The organism is Thalassococcus halodurans (genome assembly GCF_900108225.1).
In the GTDB taxonomy this organism is placed as follows: Bacteria; Pseudomonadota; Alphaproteobacteria; order Rhodobacterales; family Rhodobacteraceae; genus Thalassococcus; species Thalassococcus halodurans.
In genome coordinates this window covers 359,871-382,869 of the sequence record NZ_FNUZ01000001.1, presented here as the reverse complement: position 1 = coordinate 382,869, position 22,999 = coordinate 359,871, and the positions used below count along the sequence as shown (strand labels likewise).

Below are 22,999 nucleotides of genomic sequence, written 5' to 3'. Positions count from 1 at the left end.
CCTATCAAATTTTGCTTAGTAACGCAGCGCCAAATCAAGCAATCTCTGGCCTTTCGGGCAGGGCTGGCTTATCTGGCTTTCCGACAAGGATGGAGAAGTCATGACCGATTACGAACAGCCCGGCCCGGTCGAACAGGACTGGAAAGATGCGATCTCGAGTGTGGAAGAGATCATCGACGATGCGCGCAACGGCAAAATGTTCATTCTTGTCGATCATGAAGATCGCGAAAATGAAGGTGATCTGGTCATCCCCGCGCAATGGGCGACACCGGATGCCATCAACTTTATGGCCACCCATGGCCGTGGCCTCATCTGCCTGTCGATGACCGGCGAGCGGATCGAGGAATTGGGCCTGCCGCTCATGTCCTCGAACAACTCGTCCCGTCACGAGACAGCGTTCACCGTGTCGATCGAGGCGCGCGAAGGCGTCACCACCGGCATTTCGGCCGCTGACCGCGCGCGTACCATCGCTGTTGCCATCGATTCGTCGAAAGGTGCGCAGGACATCGCGACGCCGGGCCATGTGTTCCCGCTACGCGCCAAGAACGGCGGCGTTCTGGTCCGTGCAGGCCACACCGAAGCCGCTGTCGATATTTCGCGCCTTGCGGGTCTAAAAGAAGCGGGCGTGATCTGCGAGATCATGAACGAAGACGGCACCATGTCGCGTCTGCCCGAACTGGTGGCTTTCGCCCAGCATCACGGTCTGAAAATCGGTACGATCAGCGATCTGATCTCGTACCGCCGCCGTAACGACAACCTCGTGCGCGTTCAGAAAGAGGAAACCATCACTTCTGAATTCGGCGGCGAATGGCAGATGCGGATTTATTCCGACAGCACCCACGGCGACGAACACATCGTTCTGACCAAGGGCGACATTTCCGGCGACGAGCCCGTTCTGGTCCGCATGCACGCGATGGACCCGCTTCTGGATGTTGTGGGCACCGGCCCCAAAGGTCGCGCTGATGAATTTGGCGATGCAATGAAGGCTGTGGCCGAGGCTGGCCGCGGCGTCGTGGTTCTGCTGCGCGACACATCAATGAAGCTGGACGTCAGCGATGGTGTTGGCCCGAAAACCCTGCGCCAGTACGGCCTGGGCGCGCAAATCCTGTCGTCGCTTGGTCTGTCAAAGCTGGTTTTGTTGACCAATTCACCGACCCCCAAGGTCGTTGGCCTTGATGCCTACGGTCTGGAAATTGTCGGCACGCAAAAAATCTCGGAGCTGGGCTGATGGCATCGAACGAAGAACACTACACCATGCCGCGCGGCGAGCTGGATAAACCGGCCAAGATCCTGATCGTGGTCGCGCCGTACTACCGCCAGATCGCAGACCAGATGATCGAAGGCGCACAGGCCGAGATCGAAGCATGGGGCGCAACCCATGATCTGGTTGAAGTTCCCGGCGCATTGGAAGTTCCGACAGCCATCGGGATCGCGGAACGCATGTCCAATTTCGATGGCTATGTCGCGCTGGGGTGCGTGATCCGTGGCGAAACCACGCACTATGAGACTGTCTGCAACGACAGTTCGCGCGGGATCACATTGCTGGGTCTTCAGGGGCTGTGCATCGGCAACGGTATCCTCACGGTTGAGAACATGGATCAGGCACAGGCGCGTGCTGAAGTGGCCGGTCAAAACAAGGGTGGCGGCGCGGCCGCTGCGGCCTTGCATCTTATCGCGCTCAGCCGTAAGTGGGGCGCTTCTCGTAAAGGGGTTGGCTTCCAGCCCTCGCGCGACGAACTCCAGATCGCCAGCGCCGCTAAGGACACGCCCACAGCATGAGCACCGAAAACTCTTCTTCCCAGCCGGATGAGCGCCAGATGAAAAAACTGCGCAAATCCGCATCGCGGCTTTATGCCGTGCAGGCCTTGTTCCAGATGGAGCATTCCTCGCAAAGCGTGGATCAGGTGCGGGCAGAGTTTTTGAACTTCCGTTTTGGTGCCGAAATTGAAGAAGGCACCGAACTGCTGGATGGCGACATCAACCTGTTCCGGTCGCTGCTGGAAGAAGCGGTGAACTGGCAGGCCAAGATCGACCAGATGACAGACCGCGCCTTGGTCGCCAAATGGCCCATCGCGCGCATCGACCCGACCCTGCGTGCGCTGTTCCGCGCTGCCGGATCAGAACTGATCGCACATGAAACACCGCCCAAGGTCGTCATCGTTGAGTTCGTCGAAATCGCCAAGGCATTCTACCCCGAGGGCCGCGAGCCGAAATTCGTGAACGCGGTGCTGGATCACATGGCCCGAGAGGCCAAGCCAGAAGCCTTCTAAGACCCCGAAACGCGCCCGAACACGGCGCGTTTATTGTATTTTCTGTCTGGAAATACATTGGGGGAATTGGCCGCAGGCCAAGGGGGCAAAGCCCCGCTTTCCCACACCAAAATCAAGCGGCAGGACCACCACAGACGTGGGGTTATCTCATTCCCGAGGACCTGTATATACAGGTGGGCGTCAGGTAACCGGACCAGGGTCCGGACAGAGCCAACTCCCTCGGAATTGCTTAAGGCCACCGGAATGCAACCATTCACGGAAAGGGCAGTGCCTGCCTGAAGACCAGCTAAGTTGCCTGTGCCCTTTAGGCAAGGGGCTGTGCTATAGATTTTTGCATTCGGACTGATCCTGCTTACGCAAGCGCTACAGAATTCCCTACTTGTTAATGTTCTCTTAATGTTCTTTAATCCGACGTATGCAGGAAAACCCCGTCATAAACCTCATGCCCGGCCAGTTATTGGCCCGTGGCGTATGCCGTCATCTGGCGCAAGGGCATGGGTTTTCGGTGGTCGAGGAATTCGTGCCGGAACGCGGGCGCCGTGTCGACGTGATGGCCTTGGGTCCCAAATCCGAAATCTGGGTGATCGAATGCAAATCCAGCCGCGCGGATTTTCAGTCTGACCAGAAATGGCAGGGCTACCTGGATTGGTGCGATCGCTATTTCTGGGCCGTGGACGATCAGTTCCCGACAGAGCTGCTGCCTGACGATACCGGCCTGATCATTGCCGATGCCTATGACGCCGAAGTGCTGCGTATGGCACCAGAATCAAAGCTGCCTGCCGCGCGTCGCAATGCACTGATCCGCAAGTTCGCGCATCATGCGGCCCGCAGGCTGCATACCCTTCGCGATCCTGACGGGGCGCTTAGCGGCTTTTCTTCGATGTAAGCTTGCGCGCGGCTGCTGCAGCGGCACGGATTTCTTCCGCGATCTCTTCTGCCTCTTCCGGATCGAAATCCATCGGAATTTCCAGACTGTCGCTGACGATAAACAGACGGACCATGCCCGCATCCGTCGGTCCGATCTGCAGATTGGCCTCGATGTCGCGTTCGGTATTGATACCCATGGGTCTGTCCTTGGAAGAAGATCAAAGTTTAGCGTTCTGCCGGACCTATCCAGAGTGTTGGCGAAAATCAAGCGGTGGCAAACGGCACGACACGTTCGCGCCGGTTTTCCGAAAGCAAAAATGATCCCGTATCAGACAAATATCTTGCCCATTCGGTATTGCATTGGTGCGCCAGTGGCGTTACATCGCCCGCCAGTGCCGCCTTAGCTCAGTTGGTTAGAGCGCTGGATTGTGGATCCAGAGGTCCCCTGTTCGAGCCAGGGAGGCGGTACCATCTTCCCCTTATGTTCAGAAACTGTGCAGTACCTTTTCAGTTAACTGCCCTGCACACGTTTAATGCGAATATAGTCAGAATAATTCTTGATAAAATTGCCCGGCTCACCGATCCAGTCCATCCATTTTAAACGTTAATTGGAGGGGACGATGAAGAAATCGTTTTTGACACCGGTAATCTTGGCAGCCAGCGTAACCACAGCATTTGCAGCAAGCGACGCAACAACATCCGTTGGGGATGATGTTATCGCAGCACAGCGCGCCGCTTTGGCCGCATCAACAGACGGTGCCGGTTTTGGCCCGCAGTCGCCGCGCGACATTTCGGCTGTAGATGGTACAAATACGTGCGTCTTTGAGGCCGCGCCTGCCTATACAGAGATGAACCTGTGCAACATCCACTTCCATGAGAATGCTGAACACAAGGGCGGTGAATTCACCACCTACGCCGGCAATGGCGATGGCGAAGGGTACGGCACCGGTTTCAAATACGACGGTGAACTGACCGAAGCGGAGCTGGCACCTTACAGCGAAACAGTGGGTGCTGGCGAACATGGCGATCTGGTCCCCGGCGATACGATCGAACTGCACTACGTTCACACCACGGCCCAGATCACTCCGGGTGCAACGCTGGGTTCGTGCCTGAGCGATTCCATCATGAACCCGCAGTTGCGCGTCGAAGCGCAGGTGTTTGTTCTGGTGAACGACGACTCGGCTGCGGATTTCGTTGAGCTGATGAAGCACGAAGTTGTCGACGGCTTCCATCAGGCGGTGAACATCCCCACCGATATGGGCGAGCCGGTGCAATACGCTGGCTCCACCACCGGTCCGGGCTACAACGAAAAGGGCTCGCCCCTGCAGGTGACCTGGAGCGTTCGCCCCAAGGTCATGAAGGTCAGCATTTCTTCTGTTGATGCATGGCTGAAGGATAACGCGTTCGACGAAGATCACGCACACGGCGTGCGCAATCTGGTGATCAACCCGGATCTGCTCTCGCCAATGTAATCGGTCCGACATTCGGAAAAAAACGACCCCGTCGCTGATTGCGGCGGGGTTTTTCGTTTACTGGCCTGTGGCTTCGATCCGCACGGTTTGGCGCAATTGGCCGCCGTCGCGGTCGAAAATCAGGATATGGTCGTCCGCTGTTACAATCGCATACCAGTCGCGGCCTTGGGTAAAGGCCTGTGCCTCTGTGCCGTCGGGCAGGCTGATGCCTTCTGGCAAAGTCAGGTCAGGTTGCTGGAAGCGGATGACAAACAGCGCGATGATCACTAGAAGGCCCGCAATCATGGTGCCGGTCAGGACCGTTACCAGAATTTTCAGAAACCGGACCTCGGGGGCCGGAGCAGGGGTGTCATCCATGTCGTCCATCCGCATAAGCGTTGTGATCGGGGCCAATCCGCCCGCACGTCTTGATAAGGCCCTTGCGCGCGATGTGCCAGAGGAGGCGTCGCTGTCCCGCACACGTCTTGGCCGTTTGATTGCGGATGGTCAGGTCATGAAGGGCGGCGTGGCCGTGACAGACCCTAAGGCCAAGGTGGCTGAGGGCGATGAATTCGAACTCGTGGTCCCGCAGGCCGAGGATGTTGAAACCCGCCCCGAGGATATTCCGCTGGATATCCTTTACGAAGACGAAGACCTGATCGTCGTCAACAAGCCCGCTGGCATGGTGGTCCATCCCGCGCCCGGTTCGCCGTCTGGCACCTTGGTGAATGCGTTGTTGCATCATTTCGGGGGCAATTTATCCGGTATCGGCGGTGAAAAACGTCCGGGCATCGTGCACCGGATCGACAAAGATACCTCTGGCCTTTTGGTGGTTGCCAAATCGGACCGCGCCCATCACGGGCTGGCCAAACAGTTCGAGGCGCATACCGTAGACCGTGCCTATCTGGCGCTGGCCTTTGGTGTGCCCGATGCCGCGGACCCGCGTCTGAAGGGCGTGCGCGGTGTGTCGTTCGAAAGCGGCGCGACGATCAAGATCACCACGAACCTTGCGCGTCACAAAACGGATCGTCAGCGGCAAGCGGTGTATTTCGGTACGGGCCGCCATGCGATTACGCGTGCGCGGACGCTGGAGACTTTTGGCAACCCGCCGACTATGTCGCTGCTGGAATGCCGTCTGGAAACGGGCCGGACCCATCAGATCCGTGTGCATATGGCCCACACAGGTCATGGTCTGATCGGCGATCCGGTCTATGGCGGAAAGCGCAAGATCAGCGCTAAGGCGCTGTCGCCAGAGGCGTTAGAAGCGATAGGCGGCTTTGACCGTCAGGCGCTTCATGCCGCCCTTCTGGGCTTTATCCACCCTGCAACGGATGAGGAAATGACCTTCGAAGCCCCGCTGCCCGAAGACATGGCAGGGCTTCTGGAGGTATTGCGTAAGGGCTGACGTCAGACGCGCGCCTTTATCAGCAGCCAAAGGCAGAACGCGCTTTCTGCAATGAAGGGCAGGATGAACGCAGCCTCGTAGGTCGTCACATGCGCTGGGAAGGCGACGCGGACGATACCGCCCCCGATATAGATCAGGCCGGAAAGGAACAGACCGGTCAGGATCAAGGTCGGAACGCCATTGCGCGACCAAAGCGCGATCACCAAAAGCATGGTGCCGATGCCGAAAAAGATCAGGCCAATGTCATAGGCGATGGCGTGGCTTTCCAGCAGGACTGAAACCAACGCAGGATTGGTGGTCACGATCAAAGGCACTGCCGCCAGCATCAGAACACCCGTTCCGATAAGCGCAGCTTGCATCAGACGGAACACCATGGATGCGACGGCCAAGCTGGGCGAGGTGAATCGGATCAGGCGGAACAGAATAACGGCCAAGCCAATATCCGCCGCCAGCATCGTGATGTCGCCAAGCAGGCTGATGCGGAACGTGCCTAGGTTTTGGGCAATGCCCGCAGCGGGGTTGAATGAGGCAAGCAGCGGGCCGCGCAGGATCATCTCGCTTGTGATGCCGGAAAAGATAATGACCAGATAAAGGACCCCAGCCCAGCGTTCGGGGCGCCACGTCGGGGCGCTATAGGATGTGTAGCTAATCGTTTGCATGACTGAATAATTCCATTGGGTTTCAAGATGCCCCCCAGTTAGGCCAGCTCCGATCCGCTGGAAATTGCCCAAAATCGGACTTCACCCATGCAGAAATGCATAAAAGCGGTTGTAACACACAGCACAGGTGCTTGAGCGCACGGAAATAAGGGATCAATTCGCTGGTTTTGGCGTTAAATAAACGAAACTCTTGAAAACGAGTGCTTGAAACCCCTCAGGTGGCCACCCATATGGATGTTAAGCCTGTAAACATTAGGAGGGATGGAGATGACAAGTAATTATAAAAACCTTCCGGCGCCGTCCCCGGAAGCCGGCCTGAGCCGGTACCTTCAGGAAATTCGCAAGTTCCCTCTGCTCGAGCCGGAACAGGAATACATGCTGGCTAAACGCTGGGTCGAAGATCAGGACACTGACTCGGCTCACCAGCTGGTCACAAGCCACCTGCGTTTGGCGGCGAAGATCGCGATGGGCTATCGCGGCTATGGCTTGCCGCAGGCCGAAGTGATTTCCGAGGCCAACGTGGGCCTGATGCAGGCTGTGAAACGTTTCGACCCTGAAAAGGGCTTCCGCCTTGCGACCTACGCAATGTGGTGGATCCGTGCGTCCATTCAGGAATACATCCTGCGGTCCTGGAGCCTTGTGAAGCTTGGCACCACGTCGGCCCAGAAAAAGCTGTTCTTCAACCTGCGTAAGGCCAAAAGCCGTATCGGCGCGCTGGAAGACGGTGACTTGCGTCCGGAACACGTGGAAAAGATCGCGAATGATCTGGGCGTGACCGAAGACGAAGTGATTTCGATGAACCGTCGTATGGCTGGTTCGGATGCATCGTTGAACGCGACGGTCGGGTCCGAAGGCGAAGGCACGATGCAGTGGCAGGACTGGCTGGAAGACGAAGACGCCGACCAAGCCGCGGATTATGAAGCGCGCGACGAGCTTGAAACGCGCCGCGAGATGCTGGCCGAAGCCATGAGCGTTCTGAATGACCGTGAAAAGGACATTCTGGTCAAGCGCCGCCTGTCGGACAACCCGCTGACGCTTGAGGATTTGTCCGGCGAATACGACGTCAGTCGCGAACGTATCCGCCAGATCGAAGTGCGCGCATTCGAAAAGCTGCAAAAGCGGATGCGGGAATTGGCCAAAGAACAAGGTCTACTACCTGCGGTATAGACTCTGTTAGCGATATCATTCAAAAACCGCCCGAGGATTTCGGGCGGTTTTTTTTGTGCTGGTCCGAAATTATTTAAGATGTTAACTAAAATATCAGATATTCTGGAGGGGTAGTTACGATGACTGTAGTCCGTTGGGGCATTCTTGGCGCCGCGAATTTCGCCAAGGAACATATGGCACGCGCCATTCACGCCGCCGAAGGGGGCAAGCTGGCTGCTCTGGCAACATCTTCGGCCGAAAAGGCAGAAGGGTTCAAAACATTTGCGCCTGATCTGAAGGTTCACAGCAGCTATGACGCGCTGCTGGAAGACCCCGATATTGATGCGGTCTACATCCCGCTGCCCAACCATTTGCATGTTGAGTGGACTTTGCGTGCGGTCGCCGCGGGCAAGGCAGTGCTGTGCGAAAAACCGATCGCGATGAACGCGAATGAAATCGACCGCCTGATCGAAGCACGCGATGATGCCGGTGTTCTGGTGGCCGAGGCCTATATGATCGTGCATCACCCGCAGTGGCGCAAAGCACGCCGATTGCTGCACGAAGGCAAGATCGGTACGCTTGTCGATACGCAGGTGCGTTTCAGCTTTAACAACCCCGATCCAGAAAACATTCGCAACCAAGCCAACACAGGTGGCGGTGGCCTGCCGGATATTGGCGTCTACGCCTTTGGCTCGGTGCGCTACGTCACCGGTGAAGAGCCTGAGGAAATCCTTGGCACGGATGTGGCTTGGGAAAATGGCGTGGACACGCGGGCGCACGTTACGGCGCGCTTCCCGTCGTTCCACTACACTGGCATGGTATCGACCCGCATGTCGCCTTTCCAAGAGGTGCTTTTCCACGGAGACGAGGGCGTTATCCGCCTGACAGCCCCGTTCAACGCCGGCGTTTACAGCCAAGCCGAAGTGCATCTTCAAGCCCCTGACGGCACCGTGACGACATGGCGTTTCCCGAACGTGAACCAATATGTTCTGCAGGTCGAAGCCTTCAACCGCTCGGTTTCGGACAAGGTCGTTTATCCGTGCCCGCTCGAATTCTCGAAGGGGACGCAGCGGATGATCGATATGGTCTATGAGGCGGCAAAAGCCTAAGCAAGCGATCCTGAAAGCATAAAAAAACCGGCTGTATCAAACGATGCAGCCGGTTTTTTCAATGTGTCCTGTGCGTTTGTCAGGCGACGTTTTTATTCGCCGGCTTTTTCGCTGGGGGCGTTGTGCCCGAGTTCTGGTCGATAAAGTTCAGAACCAGCGGACGGATGTTGTTGCGCCAGCTGTTGCCCGCGAAAATACCGTAGTGGCCAGCGCCTTCTTCGACGTGGAACGCTTTTTTGCTGTCAGGCAGGCCGGTCAGCAGATCAAGCGCGGCAACGCACTGGCCGGGGGCCGAGATATCGTCTTTCGAGCCTTCAACCGTCTTCACGGCAACGGTTGTGATTTTGCCGATGTCGACCTTGTGGCCCGCAACCACGAATTCGTTTTTGGCAATCTCGCGCTTTTTAAAGACGCGATCGACCGTCGACAGGTAGAATTCCGCAGCCATGTCCATGACCGCCAGATATTCGTCGTAGAACTTGTTGTGGTGGTCGTGATCCGACGCTTCGCCGCGAACGATGCGGTTGATCTGGTCGTTGAACGCTTTCGAATGGCGTTCTGCGTTCATCGACATGAAGGACGACAGCTGCAGCAAGCCCGGATACACGCGGCGACCTACGCCTTCGTATTTGAAGCCAACGCGCTGGATCATCATTTCTTCCAGCTGGCCCATCGTCACGCGGCGGCCAAAGTCGGTTACTTCGGTGGGGGCTGCATCGGGATCGATGGGGCCACCGATCAATGTCAGGCTGCGCGGCTGTGCGTCGGGCTCGATTTCAGCAAGGTAGGCTGTGGCGGCCAATGTCAGGGGGGCAGGTTGGCAAACGGCGATGACGTGGGTGTCAGGGCCGAGGTGTTTCATGAAGTCTACAAGGTACAAAGTGTAGTCTTCGATATCGAACTTACCCGCACTTACAGGAATGTCTCTCGCATTATGCCAATCAGTGACATAGACTTCACAATTAGTGATGAGGGATTTCACCGTCGAACGGAGGAGCGTCGCGTAATGGCCGGACATGGGGGCAACGAGCAAAATCTTGCGCGGCTGCACTGGTCTGCCAGACACTTCAAAGTGGATAAGATCACCGAAGGGACGTTCAACCACGTGTTTGATGTTCACCAGATGGTCTTTGCCGTCGTCACAGGTAAAGGATCCCAGACCCCAGTCGGGTTTGGCCACCATACGTTCAAAGCTGCGCTCTGTGATGTCGCCCCAAGCGGCCATCCACTGGATCGCAGGGTTGGGTACCATCGCCATGAGCGGATAGGATGCAAAGGTCTTGGCCGTCGCGCCAAGCCATTGGTTCGTATTCCGAACCGTTTCCATCATGTCGTACGTCGCCATATAGCGCATGGTGTTACTCCTTTACATGCACCTTACGGTGCGCCGATTACCAACAGGATTGCAGGCAAAACGGGTTTTCTGCATAGCAGAAGAGCGTAGGGAGGATTTCGTCCAATGGCAACTGAGACCATAGAAGAAGGTCAAAACACCGCAGACCTTGATCAATTTCAGCGCAACATGGTCAAGGTTGAAGAGCTCTCTCAACGTCTGATTGCTGCTTTGCAGAAAAAAGAGACGGTGAATGCTGCACTACACGGGCCGAATCAGGAATTGTACGCCAAGGCGATGAAAGCCTACTGGCACGAGTGGATGACGAACCCCACCAAGGTTCTGGAACACCAGATCGAATACTGGGGAAAATCCGTTCTTCATTTCGTCGATGCGCAAAAGGCGCTGGCCAGTGGCAAGCTGAAAGCGCCCGAGGATCCGGGCCCGAAGGACCGCCGCTTCAGCAATCCGCTGTGGGACACGCATCCCTATTTCAATTTCATCAAGCAGCAGTACCTGATTAACGCAGCCGCGATTGAACAGGCGGTTGAAGACGTTGAAGATATCGAACCGGTCGAAAAGCGCCGGCTGAATTACTTTGCCCGCCAGATCGTCGATATGATGTCGCCGACCAATTTTCTGGCGACAAACCCCGATGCGCTGGAAAAAGCGATTCAGACTGAAGGTGAAAGTCTGGTCAAAGGTCTGGAAAACCTGATCGCGGATATCGAGGCGAACAAGGGCGAGATGCTGGTGCGCCTGTCTGACGACAGTTCGTTCAAGATCGGCGAGAATATCGCAACCGCCAAAGGTGAGGTCGTGTTCCGCGACCGTATGATGGAACTGATCCAGTATTCGCCGACCACCGACGAGGTGCGCGAGACGCCAATTATCCTGTTCCCGCCGTGGATCAACAAATTCTACATTCTCGACCTGAAGCCTGAAAACAGTTTTATCCGCTGGGTCGTGGATCAGGGCTATACGCTGTTCGTGGTCAGCTGGGTCAATCCCGATGCCACGTACAAAGATGTGGGCTTGGATACCTACATCGAAGAAGGCTATCTGACCGCGATTGAAGAGGTCAAAAAGCTGACCAAGCAGCCTAAGGTCAACGCGATTGGCTACTGTATTGCGGGCACAACGCTTAGCCTGACGCTGTCGCTGATGAAAAAGCGTGGCGACAAGTCGGTCAAATCGGCGACTTTCTTCACCACCCTCACTGATTTCAGCGAACAGGGCGAGTTCACGCCCTTCCTTCAGAACGATTTCATCGATGGAATCGAGGAAGACGTGACCGAGCACGGGCTGCTGCGTTCATTTATTATGGCGCGAACATTCAGTTTCCTGCGCTCGAACGATCTGATCTATCGTCCGGCCATTCGCAGCTACATGATGGGCGAAACACCCCCTGCGTTCGATCTGTTGTTCTGGAACGGCGACGGTGCCAACCTTCCTGCGCGCATGGCGATCGAGTATCTGCGCGGGTTGTGTCAGGATAATCGTTTTGCGGATGGCGGGTTCGAGCTGATGGGCGAGACGCTGAACCTGAAAGACGTCGACGTGCCTCTGTTCGCTGTGACATGTGAAAATGATCACATCGCCGCATGGAAGGATTGCTATCGCGGCGTTCAGAAGATGGGGTCAAAGAACAAGACTTTTGTTCTGTCCGAATCCGGCCATGTCGCGGGCATCGTGAATCCGCCAAGCAAGAACAAGTACGGCCACTACGTGAACGAAGACCTTAAGGCGCTGCCGGACGAATGGCAGGAAAAAGCGGACTACCACAAAGAATCGTGGTGGCCGGTTTGGGAAAAATGGATCGCCAAAAAGTCCGGTAAATGGGTGCCCGCACGTCAGCCAGGAGATTCGAAACATCCGTCTTTGGGGCCTGCTCCGGGCGAGTATGTGAAGATCAAGGCACGCGCTGAAGGCGAATAAAGCTTAAAAATCTGATGGTTCGCAGATTTTTTCTGCACTGCAGCAAAAACACTTGAAATGCTGCGGTGCAGCACGTATGTTATTTGCAGCTGCAGAGAAACGCAGGGTGGTCCTGCCAGACGCAAGCCAAAAGGATTTGAAAGATGGCCAACACACAAGACTTTACTGCGATGATGAAAGACATGATGGGCGCATTCCCGGTTGACACAGCTGCGATGGAAGATGCCTTCAAAACAACAGCAACTCTGAACGAGAAGCTTTCGACAGTTGCGATCGACGCTGCGACAAAATCCAGCGAGATCTCGACAAAATGGACAAAAGACACTCTGTCCAAAATGTCCGACATTTCGAAAGCAAAAGCAGAGCCTGCTGACTACGCAAAAGCAATGACTGACTTTGCTTCCGCACAGGCTGAAATGGCTGCCGAGCACATGGCTGCTTTCGCTGAAGTTGCGAAGAAAGTTCAGATGGACACAGTCGAACTGATGATGGCTGCTGGCAAAGACTTCTCGGAAGAAGCAACAGCCGCAGTTAAAAAAGCTACTGCAGAAGCGACCGCGACAGCGAAAAAAGCCGCAACTGCTAAGTAAGTTTACCAGTTCGTTTTACCAGTATTTGCGCCTCTCCTCCTCCCTTTAATGGCGCAAATCTTATGGCGGGCCGCATGGCCCGCCTTTTTTGTTTGCATCAAGTGGCTTGCTCTAATGTTCTGCAAGTGCAAAGCTTTGTTGCACCTGCAGGATGGATTGGGAGGATTCCGTGGCCGAAACCGATAAGCCGTTGCTGATCAAGCGATATGCCAGCCGCCGTCTGTATAATACCGAAACCAGCGATTACGTGACGCTGGAGGATATTTCCGGATTTATCCGTGATGGACGGGACGTAAAGATTGTTGACCTGAAGTCAGGCGATGACCTGACCCGACAATATCTTCTGCAAATCGTCGCCGAACACGAAAGCAAGGGCGAAAGCGTTCTACCGATCAATGTGCTGACCGATCTGGTTCGCAGCTATACGACACAGGCGACGTCGGTTGTGCCGCAATTCCTTGCGCAAAGCTTTGAAATGTTCCGCGACAGCCAGACCAAATGGGTCGAGAACGTCAACGCGATGAACCCGATGGCCAGTGTGCCGGGCTTTGAGGCGATGCAAGCGCAGCAAGAGGCCTTCCTGAAGGCCATGACCGGTGGCATGGGGTCACAATGGTCCGCGCCCCAAACTGAAAAAGAAGACGCGGCAGAAGGCGACGATCTGGACTCGATCAAGCGCGAGCTGGCCGAGCTTCAAAAGAAGCTGGCCAAGTTCAGCGACTGATAAGGATTTCGGTTCAGGTGCCGTACGCCTGAACCGGCCCCGTCGCCAGTTCAGCTGCCGTCAGCAGCGCCTGTGCGACCTCATCACATTCGGCCAAAGTCAGTCGGGCCGGCAGGCGCGTGTCGCAGGCCCGCATCAACATGGCGCGCGTGTTCGGCTGTTCGATCTGTTCCGGAAGAAATTCCCAGTTCCAGAAGGCACGCGCGTTGTTTGTGCTCAGGCCAAACACCTGCACCTTGATCCCGCGTGCGTCGGCATGGGCCACGAACGCTCGGACTTCGTCATCCGACATATTGCGCAGATTGAACTGGATTGAATCCGGCGCGCGGGTTTCGGGGCCGAGCGGATCAGGCACCTCGATCCAGGGCGATGTGTTCAGTTGTGCCGCCACATGATCATGGTTGCGGCGTCCATCGGCCACGCGGCGCGCCAGATGCGGTAGTTGCGGGCGGATGACGGCGGCAGACAGGTTGGATAGGCGCACGTTGTAAAGCGGCAGTTTGTTCTGCCACTTCTCGACCGCCTCGTGAAGCACGTTGTGCTTTTTCCAATTCGCCTCATAGGCGCCGGACATGATGATCGCACGGGCCACCAGATCGGCGTCGTTCGTTACCATCAAACCGCCTTCGCCGGCGTTGATCAGTTTGTAGCTTTGGAACGAAAAGCACCCGATCTTGCCGATGGTGCCAATCTTGCGCCCGTTCCAGAGCGTGCCGAGGCTGTGGGCGGCGTCCTCGACCACGGGAATATTACGCGCGTCACACAGCGCCATGATCGCATCCATATCCGATGTGTGGCCGCGCATATGGCTGATGATCACGGCGTCAACTGTATCCAGCTTGCGTTCGAAATCGGTCAGATCGACGCGATAGTTATCGCCGACCTCGCATAGCACGGGGATGCATTCGGCATGCACCACGGCTGACGGAACGGCGGCAAAGGTAAAGGCGGGGATCATCACGCGGGCATCGCGGGGCAGGCCAAGTGCCTTGAGTGCGATGAACAAAGCGGCAGAACAGCTCGATACCGCCAGCGCGTATTTCATGCCCAGTGCTTCGGCGAATTCCTGTTCCAGCAAAGTGACAGGGCTGTCCTCTGGCGCGGTGTAACGAAACAGATCGCCGGATTGAAGCAGTCGATCAATTTCGGCGCGGGCCTCGGCCGGGATCGGTTCTGCATCGTGCATATTCGAAGTCATTGCTGGCTCCTAACTGTCCTTAACCATTTGTAGTTTGCCAAAGGCAATCCGCCAAGCGTTAAGAATTGACCGTTTTGTAACGGCCTACAGACCGATCCGGTCCCGCAATGCGAACCATGTCATGGCCAGTGCCAAAAGCGGGCTGCGGAAGGCACCGCCACCAGGGAAGGCGGGCAGGGGAACCAATGCCAATGCGTCGAAGCCCGCCGCCTGTCCTTGGATCGCTTGCGCCATCAACTGGCCTGCGTGCACCGCGGTGCCAACGCCATGGCCGGAATAGCCCGACGCTGACAGCATGTTCGGGGCAGGGCGGGTCAGATAAGGCATGCGTTTGCGCGTGATCGCCAGCGTGCCGCCCCATGCGTAATCGAGTTTGACGTCTTTCAGCTGCGGGAAGACCTCAAGCATCGGTTTCGAAACGACCGCACGGATATCGGATGGGAATTTGTAGCCATAGCTTTCGCCACCACCGAACAGCATCCGGCCATCGTCGCTCAGGCGGAAGTAGTTCACCACGAACTTGGAATCGGCGACAGCGACATCCTTGGGCATGATATCCTGTGCACGGTCCCCAAGGGGTTCGGTCGCGACAATGAAATTGTTGATAGGCATCACCCGCGCGGCGACCTTTTGTTCAAGTCCGCCCAGATAGCCGTTTGCAGCAAGGATCACATGATCGGCGACAACACGGCCTGCGTCGGTCTGGACCGTGACCTGCGCACCTTTCTGAATGTGGTGCACATGACTGCGTTCATAGATTGTGGCACCAGCAGATTGCGCCGCGCGCGCCAGCCCGAGCGCCAATCGCAGAGGGTGCAGATGGGCGGCGTCATGATCCAGTATACCGCCAGTGTACAAGGGCGAGCCGCAGACCCCGCGCAGCGCGTCCTGATCCAGAACTTCGATCTGGTCATAGCCGTATGCGCGCCGCATGTGATCTGCGTAGTCGTGCAGATATTTGACATCAGACGCCTTGGTGCCGGTCCACGCGACACCCGGTTTGATCTGGCAATCGATCTGGTGTTTCGCGATCAGGGATTTGACCAGCGCCTTGGCCTCTTCCCCCAGATCCCAAAGCTGTTTCGCATGATCGGTGCCCAGCATTTTTTCCAGCGTGAACTGGTCCATACGCTGGCCCGATCCCAACTGACCGCCGTTGCGCCCCGACGCGCCAAAGCCTACGCGATGCGCCTCTAGCAAGACGACGTTCATACCGGCCTCGGCCAGATGCAAAGCCGCGCTCAGGCCCGTATATCCACCGCCGATGATGCAAACATCTGCCTTCACCTCACCCTTCAAAGGCGGGCATTCGGGCAGCGGCGTTGCCGTGGCAGCGTAATAGCTTTCAGGGTATTCGCCGCGTCGGTCGTTGGAAAACAGCAGTTCCATTCGTCAGACGTTCAGCAGCAGGTGTTCGCGTTCCCACGGGCTGATCACTTGCAGGAATTCTTCGTATTCGGTGCGTTTCACGATGGAATAAACGCGCGCAAACTCCGGCCCGAGGATTTCATGTAGCTCTTGCGCTTCGTCAAACTCATCCAGCGCTTGGCCCAGAACGCGGGGGATATCGCCTTCGCCTTCATAGGCGTCGCCGCGGAATTGTTTCGACGGGCGCACTTCGTTCTTGATGCCAAGATAACCGCACGCCAGCGATGCGGCGATGCCCAGATAAGGGTTACAATCCATGCCCGCCAAACGGTTTTCGACGCGGCGGCTGACTGGGCCGGACAGTGGAATACGGATACCGGTCGTGCGGTTGTCGCGACCCCATTCCAGATTGATCGGCGCCGCGTGATCTTTGACGTAACGGCGGTAGGAATTCACGTATGGGGCCAGTACGGCGATGGCCGCTGGCAGGTATTTCTGCAAGCCGCCGATGAAGTAGTAAAACGCATCGGTTTCGCCGCCTTGCGGACCGGAAAACAGGTTGTCGCCGGTTTCGATATCAAGGATCGAGTGGTGGATGTGCATGGCCGAGCCTGGCTCGTCAGCAATCGGTTTCGCCATGAACGTGGCAAAGCAATCGTGGCGCAACGCGGCTTCTCGGATCAGGCGTTTGAAGTAGAACACTTCGTCTGCAAGCTTGACCGGATTGCCGTGACGCAGATTGATTTCCAGCTGGCCAGCGCCGCCTTCCTGCGTGATGCCGTCGATCTCAAAACCTTGCGCTTCGGCAAAGTCATAGATGTCGTCGATCACGGGGCCGAATTCGTCGACAGCGGTCATCGAATAGGCCTGACGCGCGGCAGCAGGGCGGCCGGATCGGCCCATCATCGGCTGGATGGATTGCGCCGGATCAAGGTTGCGGGCGACCAGATAGAATTCCATCTCGGGCGCGACGACGGGCTTCATGCCCTCTTTGTTATAAAGCTCGACCACGCGTTTCAGCACGTTGCGCGGGGCAAATGGGATCGGGCGTTCTTTGCGGTCATAGGCGTCGTGGATCACCTGTAGTGTCCAGTCCCCCGTCCAAGGTGCGGCGGTGGCTGTGGACATGTCGGGCTTCAGGATCATGTCGCGTTCGATAAAGCCTTCGTTGGCGTCAGCGGCTTCGCCCCAGTCGCCCGTGATCGTCTGATAAAAGATCGAGTCCGGCAGGTGGAAATAGTCTTGGCGTGCAAACTTGGACGCGGGAACGGCCTTACCGCGGGCAATGCCGGGCAGGTCCGAGATGATGCATTCGACCTCATCGAGTTTTTGACCGTCTAAAAAGTCTTGGGCCGCCGTGGGCAGGGTTTCCATCCAGTCGCTCATGAAAAAGGCTCCTCGCCGCGAAAGAAACGGGCGAATTGTTTGGCCATCCGTGCGCTATCCAGCGTTTGGCCCAGTTCTTGTTTGGCGGCATCCAGTTGGGTGTCAGGCACCACACCGCGTCCGCGCGTATCGATCAGCCCGCCGACGAAGATATCGCCGAATTCGGGATGTGGCTGAACCGTATAGGCTTTGTGCCCATAAAGCAGCGCGGCATTTTCGCAAAAATCGTTCCGTCCCACGACCTTGGCCTCGGGCGGGGTTTGAACCACCTGATCCTGATGCCATGCATGGATGCGCATTTTGCCTTCGGGCATATCGTATTCGGTGGGGCCAACGGCCCAGCCGCCGGCGAATTTTTCCACCTTGCCCCCCAGCGCCTGCGCGATGATCTGGTGACCAAAACAGACACCCACCATGGGGATGTCCCGCGCATAGGCGTCGCGGATCAGATCCTCAAGCGGGGGGATCCAGTCGTGATCTTCGTAGACCCCGTGCTTAGATCCAGTGATCAACCACCCGTCAGCGGCGTCCGCGCCGGATGGGAACTGGTTTTGCACGACGGAGTATGTATCGAACTCAAACCCTTCATCCGCCAGAAGTTTGGCGAACATATCAGGGTATTCACCGGTTTCAGACACGAGTTCAGTTGGTGCCAGTCCGGTTTGCAGTATGCCGATTTTCATGAATCACACATGGGATGTCCTGAGGGCCAAGTTAGGCGTCGTGCCTGCCCCCGTCAAACGGTGTCGAGATAGATTTCCACCTGCTCGGTCGGGGAAAGTTCGGCCATGTAGAACAGCTCTTGTTTCTTGGTCAGAACAAAGTTGCGGATCAGCTCTTTCGAGAAGATGCGCGGCATTTCAGGGCTGGCCTCAAAGCGGTCGATGGCGGTTTGCCAATCTGTGGGCATGTGCTCCATCTCTTGGGCATAGGCGTTGCCATTGATCGGTGCCGGCGGCTCTTTGCCGTCTTCGATCCCGTTCAACGCGGCACCCAGGATTGCGGCAAGGCTGAGATATGGGTTCACGTCCCCACCAGCGACACGGTGTTCGATACGGCGCGCGGCGGGGCTACCTGACGGAATGCGGATTGCGGCGGTGCGGTTTTCATAGGCCCAGCACAATCCGGTCGGGGCATGGGCGTCAGGCACCAGACGGTCGTAGGAATTCAGATGCGGTGCAAAGACCAGCGCAGAATCCTGCATTGCGTTCAGGCAACCGGCTACGGCGTGACGCAGGGTGTCGGTGCCTTTCGGGCCGCCGTCGTCAAAGACGTTATTGCCGTCCTCATCCAGAACGGAAAAATGCGTATGCATGCCTGAACCGGGATAATCTTCGTAGGGTTTGGCCATAAACGATGCGGCAAACCCGTGGCGACGCGCCAGACCGCGCACCAGCATTTTGAACAGCCATGCGTCATCTGCCGCGCGCAGGGCATCATCGCCGTGCATGAGGTTGATTTCGAACTGGCCCAGACCCGCTTCGGAAATCGCGGTGTCGGCGGGAATGTCCATCGCCTCGCAGGCGTCGTAGAGATCGGTGAAAAAGATATCGAACTGATCCAGCGCGCGGATCGACAGGGTTTCCGCAGCCTTCCGGCGTTTGCCCGAGCGGGGGGAAATCGGGATCTCAAGCTTGCGACCGGAATCGTCGATCAGAAAAAACTCAAGCTCCATCGCGACGCAGGGCGTCAGGCCGCGGGCCTTGTAGCGTTCAATCACGGCTCGCAGGGCGTGACGGGGGTCGCCTTCATAGGGTGTTCCGTTTTCATGAAACATCCAGATGGGCAGAAGGGCAGTGGGCGCTTCGAGCCATGGCATCGGGATAAAGCCACGATCGGTCGGATGCAGAACGCCATCGCGGTCGCCGGATTCAAATACCAGCGGACTGTCGTCGATATCTTCGCCCCAGATGTCCAGGTTCAGAACCGAAAGCGGAAAGCGGGTGCCATCTTCGACGACCTTATCTGCAAAGCGCGTCGGGACCCGTTTGCCACGGGGCTGGCCGTTCAAGTCACAGGCCGCGACGCGGATTGTTCTGATTTGGGGGTTTTTGCGAAGATAGTTCTTGATGGTCGCGTTGGACATTGGTGGCTCGTATAATTTGATCAAATTATTGATAGCGCTGATGTAAGCGCTCTGGCAAGCGTTGTGTTGCCAAAGAAAACAGCACCCGTGCCGGTTTGCCTGTTTTGCAGGCTATCGGATCAGGTTCATGCGTGGCTTGATCTTGCTGCGGCGGTTTTCCGGCAGGTGACGGTTCAGGCGGCGGTTCATGATGCCGAACAGACCGATGATCACCAAGGTCAGCAGAATGAAATAGCCCGCAAGAATGGGGTAGGGCACGAACGGGTTGAACGTTTTGTCGGCAAAGTAGTTTGCGTAATAGAGCGCATCGCCCCGCTGTTGCCACGCCGGAAAGCCCGAGAAAAAGACAAGCGTTGTCGAATGGAACAGAAAGATCGCCTCGTTCGTATAGGCAGGCCACGCAAGGCGCAGCATGGTGGGCCATGTGATGCGCTTGAACCGCGACCAACCGGTCAGGCCATAGGCATCTGCCGCCTCGATATCGCCCTTGGGGATCGATTGCAGCGCGCCATAGAAAATCTCGCCTGAATAGGCGGCGGTGTTAAGGAACAGAACGATCAGCGCGCCCAGCCAGGCCGATGTGAACATGTCAAAGAAGGGGCTGACCTGTTTCAGCGACAGGAACAGGAAGTAGGCAAAGAAGAACTGGATGAACAGCGGCGAGCCACGGAAAATAAAGATGAACCAGTCCGAGATCTTGCGGACTACCGGGTTTCGGGATGCCTTGCCCATCGCGACAGCGGTTGCCAGCATAAAGCCTGACGCGAGCGCCAGAACGCCGAAGTAGATATTCCACAACAGGCCCGACCCGATCAGCGTGAACTGCTGGCAGAGGGTGAACCCTTCACGCGGCAGCAGGCGTTCGCCATAGCCGATAGACCGCAGGCCGTAATCGGCGATTGTTTCCCAACAGCTCATACCGCGGCCTTCCGTTGCGCTTCGCCAGCGGCGGTGGCTTGGCCTTTGGTCAGACGGGCCATGATGCGGTCCAGAACGACCTCGGACACTTTGGTGAAGCTCAGGTAGAAGATCAGCAGCGCAAGGAAGTACCACATGCGCCAGTCGCCATGTGGATAGTCGGTGAACCGCGCCGTTTTCGCGCCCCCAAGTTCGCGGGCCCAATAGACGATGTCTTCGATGCCAAGCAGGAACAGCAGCGGCGTTGCCTTGATCAGAACCATCCAAAGGTTCGACAGGCCGGGCAGCGCATAGACCCACATCTGCGGCACAAGAATGCGCCAGAACGTCTGACGGCGCGACATGCCGTAGGCCTCGGCTGTTTCGATCTGGGCGCGGGGAACGGCCTTCATCGCGCCATAAAGCACGTTGGCCGCAAAGGCGCCAAAGACGATTGAGAAAGTCAGGACGGCAAGGAAAAACCCGTAGGTTTCATGCATCCACTGTGGCGAGGTGCCCAATGGCAGCTTTGCCGCTGCGCAGACCACGAAATCATTGCCTTGGCGGATGGGTTCATCCCAATCGGGGCACTTCACCTGATGGCGCAGCCACTCGAACGCTTGGTCCAAGGCGATGACAAAAAATAGGAAAAAGGCGATGTCGGGCACGCCACGCACAATCGCGATATAGCCTTTGCCCAGCCAGCTGAGCGGCAGAAACCGAGACCGCGCAGCACTTGCGCCGCCAAAACCGAAGGCCAGCGCCACAGGTGCCGTGATGGACAAAAGCAAAAGAACCGTGCCAACCGACACGTATAGCGCCATGTGCTTGCCCGTGGTCAGGTAGCACAGCATCCAATTGAAGCCGGACAGTATGCTCGGGTCGGTACAATCCACGGCGGCAAGAACCTTTGGCGCAAAAAGCGGGAAAGGCCGCGATGGGCCTTTCCCTATGTCAGATGATTAGAACGTTGCCGAACCGGGCAGCCATTCTTCGATCAGGGCGTTCAGCGAACCGTCTGCCTTCATCGAGTCGATCGCGGCCGAGAATTTCTCTTTCAGCTCGGTGTCGCTTTCGCGGATGCCCATGCCGATGCCGCCGCCCAGAAGGACGTCTTCACCAACGATGGCCACGTCAGCGGATTCTTCCGCGATGGGCGAAAGATATGCTTTGTCCGCCAAAACCGCGTCTGCTTCGCCGTTGCGAACCGCCGCAATAGTTTCGTCCGGTGTCGCGAATTCAACCAGCGTCGCGCCGGAAGACGCGATGTGGCTGGCTTGGATTGTGCCGGCCTGTGCCGCGATTACGCCGCCTTCGAAGTCAACGGATGCACCGTCCAGCGCCAGATAGGCGGACGGATCGGGCTGTGTGTAGTTCGACGTGAAGTCGATGACTTCGTCACGCTCGGCTGTGATCGACATACCCGCGATGATCGCGTCGTAGTTGCCGGATACGAGGTTCGGAATGATCGAATCCCAGTCGTTAGTCACCCACTCGCAGGTCAGTTCGGCGCGCTTGCACAGTTCGTCGCCCAGAACGCGCTCAAAGCCGTCGACTTCGCCGGCATCATTCAGAAAGTTGTACGGAGGGTAGGCGCCTTCGGTGCCCAGACGTACCGTTTTGGCATGGCCTTCAGCGAAGACCGCGCCTGCGGACACAGCCAGTGCCGCCGTCGCAATAATAAGTTTCTTCATGTGTCTCTCCCAGTGTCTTGGTCGCCGCGAAAATTTACGCAGGCATTGTCGAGCTCAGAAAACCGCGCAGGCGTTCCGAACTTGGGGACCCGAATAGGCGTTCAGGTGCCCCTTCTTCCTCGATCAGGCCCTGATGTAGAAACACGACATGATCACTGACGTCAGCCGCCATTTTCATGTCATGGGTCACGATCAGCATCGTCCGGCCTTCACTGGCCAGATCTTTAATAACCTTCACGACTTCTTGCTCCAGTTCCGGATCCAGGGCGGAAGTGGGTTCGTCAAACAGCAAAGCTTCGGGTTCCATGCACAAAGCGCGTGCAATGGCGGCGCGCTGCTGTTGGCCGCCTGACAGTTCGGCGGGATACGCTTCGGTTTTGTCCCCGATCCCGACCTTGTGCAGATAGCCACGCGCCTTTTCTTCAACCTCTTTTTTGTCCCGTCCCAGTACGGTGACAGGGGCTTCCATGACATTTTCCAGAATGGTCATGTGCGCCCAGAGGTTAAACTGTTGAAACACCATCGACAGGTTTGTGCGGATACGCATCACCTGTTTGGTGTCGGCCGGATGACGGTCCGAGCCATGTGTTTTCCAACGAACGGGTTCGCCTTTGAACAGGATGTCGCCCTTCTGGCTGTCTTCCAGAAGATTGCAGCACCGCAAAAGCGTGGATTTGCCCGAACCCGAAGAGCCGATCAGCGACACGACGTCACCACGCTTGGCGGTGATATCGACGCCTTTCAGAACTTCCAGCGATCCATAGCTTTTGTGCAGATCGCGAATTTCAATGACAGGAGCGGGTTGGTTCACTTTCGGCGCGTTCGTCTAGTTTCGGTTAGCGCAAGCATGGTTCAAGTCAGGAGGTATTTGCAACGCG

General features: G+C 57.0%; 24 protein-coding genes and 1 tRNA gene. 12 read left to right on the top strand and 13 right to left on the bottom strand.

Annotated elements, in window-relative coordinates; all coding sequences use genetic code 11:
• Positions 1-100 precede the first annotated feature (100 nt).
• The 4 genes from ribB (at position 101) to C4S59_RS01900 (ending at position 3,156) form a co-directional block, all read left to right on the top strand.
• Positions 101-1,228 (top strand): 3,4-dihydroxy-2-butanone-4-phosphate synthase, encoded by a 1,128-nt coding sequence (gene ribB / locus C4S59_RS01915; RefSeq protein WP_103908782.1) that lies wholly within the window; start codon positions 101-103, stop codon positions 1,226-1,228.
• Positions 1,228-1,779 (top strand): 6,7-dimethyl-8-ribityllumazine synthase, encoded by a 552-nt coding sequence (locus C4S59_RS01910; RefSeq protein WP_103908781.1) that lies wholly within the window; start codon positions 1,228-1,230, stop codon positions 1,777-1,779. Before ribB ends, C4S59_RS01910 begins: the two co-directional genes overlap by 1 nt.
• Positions 1,776-2,270, top strand: a complete 495-nt coding sequence (gene nusB, locus C4S59_RS01905; protein ID WP_103908780.1) for a transcription antitermination factor NusB — start codon at positions 1,776-1,778, stop codon at positions 2,268-2,270. Before C4S59_RS01910 ends, nusB begins: the two co-directional genes overlap by 4 nt.
• Positions 2,271-2,712: 442 nt before the next feature.
• Positions 2,713-3,156, top strand: coding sequence for an MmcB family DNA repair protein (locus C4S59_RS01900; protein WP_103908779.1), 444 nt, complete (start codon positions 2,713-2,715; stop codon positions 3,154-3,156).
• On the opposite strand, the gene C4S59_RS01895 is transcribed toward C4S59_RS01900, so the two are convergent.
• Positions 3,134-3,334 (bottom strand): DUF6324 family protein, encoded by a 201-nt coding sequence (locus C4S59_RS01895; protein ID WP_103908778.1) that lies wholly within the window; start codon positions 3,332-3,334, stop codon positions 3,134-3,136. The genes C4S59_RS01900 and C4S59_RS01895 overlap by 23 nt on opposite strands.
• A gap of 197 nt (positions 3,335-3,531) precedes the next feature.
• Here C4S59_RS01895 and C4S59_RS01890 point away from each other — a divergent pair.
• Positions 3,532-3,608: transfer RNA gene (locus C4S59_RS01890), tRNA-His, on the top strand.
• A 149-nt stretch (positions 3,609-3,757) separates the two neighbouring features.
• The gene (locus C4S59_RS01885) at positions 3,758-4,609 is read left to right on the top strand and encodes a delta-class carbonic anhydrase (protein ID WP_146064498.1); all 852 of its coding nucleotides are present in this window, start codon (positions 3,758-3,760) and stop codon (positions 4,607-4,609) included.
• A 57-nt stretch (positions 4,610-4,666) separates the two neighbouring features.
• On the opposite strand, the gene C4S59_RS01880 is transcribed toward C4S59_RS01885, so the two are convergent.
• Positions 4,667-4,966, bottom strand: coding sequence for a DUF6476 family protein (locus tag C4S59_RS01880; RefSeq protein WP_103908777.1), 300 nt, complete (start codon positions 4,964-4,966; stop codon positions 4,667-4,669).
• Between C4S59_RS01880 and C4S59_RS01875 the strand changes: the two genes are divergently transcribed.
• Entirely contained in the window at positions 4,965-5,993 is a 1,029-nt protein-coding gene (locus tag C4S59_RS01875; RefSeq protein WP_103908776.1) for an RluA family pseudouridine synthase, read from the top strand. The two genes, C4S59_RS01880 and C4S59_RS01875, sit on opposite strands and share 2 nt — an antisense overlap.
• A 2-nt stretch (positions 5,994-5,995) precedes the next feature.
• On the opposite strand, the gene C4S59_RS01870 is transcribed toward C4S59_RS01875, so the two are convergent.
• On the bottom strand, positions 5,996-6,652 hold the full coding sequence (locus tag C4S59_RS01870; RefSeq protein WP_103908775.1) for a DUF4386 domain-containing protein: 657 nt from the start codon (positions 6,650-6,652) through the stop codon (positions 5,996-5,998).
• 267 nt (positions 6,653-6,919) lie between these two features.
• Here C4S59_RS01870 and rpoH point away from each other — a divergent pair, with 267 nt between their 5' ends.
• Entirely contained in the window at positions 6,920-7,819 is a 900-nt protein-coding gene (gene rpoH, locus C4S59_RS01865; RefSeq protein WP_103909381.1) for an RNA polymerase sigma factor RpoH, read from the top strand.
• Positions 7,820-7,938: 119 nt separating this feature from the next.
• Complete coding sequence (locus tag C4S59_RS01860; protein ID WP_103908774.1) at positions 7,939-8,907, top strand: Gfo/Idh/MocA family protein; 969 nt, start codon at positions 7,939-7,941, stop codon at positions 8,905-8,907.
• A gap of 79 nt (positions 8,908-8,986) precedes the next feature.
• Here the strand turns inward: C4S59_RS01860 and phaZ are convergent, their stop codons facing one another.
• Positions 8,987-10,261: a polyhydroxyalkanoate depolymerase gene (gene phaZ, locus C4S59_RS01855; protein WP_103908773.1), complete on the bottom strand. Its 1,275-nt coding sequence runs from the start codon at positions 10,259-10,261 to the stop codon at positions 8,987-8,989.
• A 105-nt stretch (positions 10,262-10,366) separates the two neighbouring features.
• Between phaZ and C4S59_RS01850 the strand changes: the two genes are divergently transcribed.
• The 3 genes from C4S59_RS01850 to phaR all read left to right on the top strand — a co-directional run bounded on the left by C4S59_RS01850 (position 10,367) and on the right by phaR (position 13,492).
• Positions 10,367-12,178 carry a PHA/PHB synthase family protein gene (locus C4S59_RS01850; protein ID WP_103908772.1) on the top strand — a complete coding sequence of 604 codons (1,812 nt, stop codon included), beginning with the start codon at positions 10,367-10,369 and terminating at the stop codon, positions 12,176-12,178.
• 143 nt (positions 12,179-12,321) lie between these two features.
• Positions 12,322-12,768 carry a phasin, PhaP gene (locus tag C4S59_RS01845; RefSeq protein ID WP_103908771.1) on the top strand — a complete coding sequence of 149 codons (447 nt, stop codon included), beginning with the start codon at positions 12,322-12,324 and terminating at the stop codon, positions 12,766-12,768.
• A 169-nt stretch (positions 12,769-12,937) separates the two neighbouring features.
• Complete coding sequence (gene phaR, locus C4S59_RS01840; protein WP_103909380.1) at positions 12,938-13,492, top strand: polyhydroxyalkanoate synthesis repressor PhaR; 555 nt, start codon at positions 12,938-12,940, stop codon at positions 13,490-13,492.
• A gap of 13 nt (positions 13,493-13,505) precedes the next feature.
• Here phaR and C4S59_RS01835 read toward each other — a convergent pair whose 3' ends face one another.
• From C4S59_RS01835 to C4S59_RS01795, 9 genes are all read right to left on the bottom strand, one after another.
• Positions 13,506-14,690 carry a DegT/DnrJ/EryC1/StrS family aminotransferase gene (locus tag C4S59_RS01835; RefSeq protein ID WP_103908770.1) on the bottom strand — a complete coding sequence of 395 codons (1,185 nt, stop codon included), beginning with the start codon at positions 14,688-14,690 and terminating at the stop codon, positions 13,506-13,508.
• An 84-nt stretch (positions 14,691-14,774) separates the two neighbouring features.
• Positions 14,775-16,079: an NAD(P)/FAD-dependent oxidoreductase gene (locus C4S59_RS01830; protein WP_103908769.1), complete on the bottom strand. Its 1,305-nt coding sequence runs from the start codon at positions 16,077-16,079 to the stop codon at positions 14,775-14,777.
• Between the two features lie 3 nt (positions 16,080-16,082).
• Positions 16,083-17,444, bottom strand: a complete 1,362-nt coding sequence (locus tag C4S59_RS01825) for a glutamine synthetase family protein (RefSeq protein ID WP_103908768.1) — start codon at positions 17,442-17,444, stop codon at positions 16,083-16,085.
• A complete protein-coding gene (locus tag C4S59_RS01820) occupies positions 17,441-18,127 on the bottom strand; it encodes a type 1 glutamine amidotransferase (protein WP_103908767.1) in 687 nt (228 codons plus the stop codon). The genes C4S59_RS01825 and C4S59_RS01820 overlap by 4 nt, the downstream gene beginning before the upstream one ends.
• A 53-nt stretch (positions 18,128-18,180) precedes the next feature.
• Entirely contained in the window at positions 18,181-19,515 is a 1,335-nt protein-coding gene (locus tag C4S59_RS01815; RefSeq protein ID WP_103909379.1) for a glutamine synthetase family protein, read from the bottom strand.
• 126 nt (positions 19,516-19,641) lie between these two features.
• The gene (locus C4S59_RS01810) at positions 19,642-20,448 is read right to left on the bottom strand and encodes an ABC transporter permease (RefSeq protein WP_103908766.1); all 807 of its coding nucleotides are present in this window, start codon (positions 20,446-20,448) and stop codon (positions 19,642-19,644) included.
• Positions 20,445-21,281 (bottom strand): ABC transporter permease, encoded by an 837-nt coding sequence (locus C4S59_RS01805; protein ID WP_103908765.1) that lies wholly within the window; start codon positions 21,279-21,281, stop codon positions 20,445-20,447. The genes C4S59_RS01810 and C4S59_RS01805 overlap by 4 nt, the downstream gene beginning before the upstream one ends.
• A 108-nt stretch (positions 21,282-21,389) precedes the next feature.
• Positions 21,390-22,121 (bottom strand): transporter substrate-binding domain-containing protein, encoded by a 732-nt coding sequence (locus C4S59_RS01800; protein WP_103908764.1) that lies wholly within the window; start codon positions 22,119-22,121, stop codon positions 21,390-21,392.
• 34 nt (positions 22,122-22,155) lie between these two features.
• A complete protein-coding gene (locus tag C4S59_RS01795) occupies positions 22,156-22,932 on the bottom strand; it encodes an ABC transporter ATP-binding protein (protein WP_103908763.1) in 777 nt (258 codons plus the stop codon).
• Between the last annotated feature and the right edge of the window lie 67 nt (positions 22,933-22,999).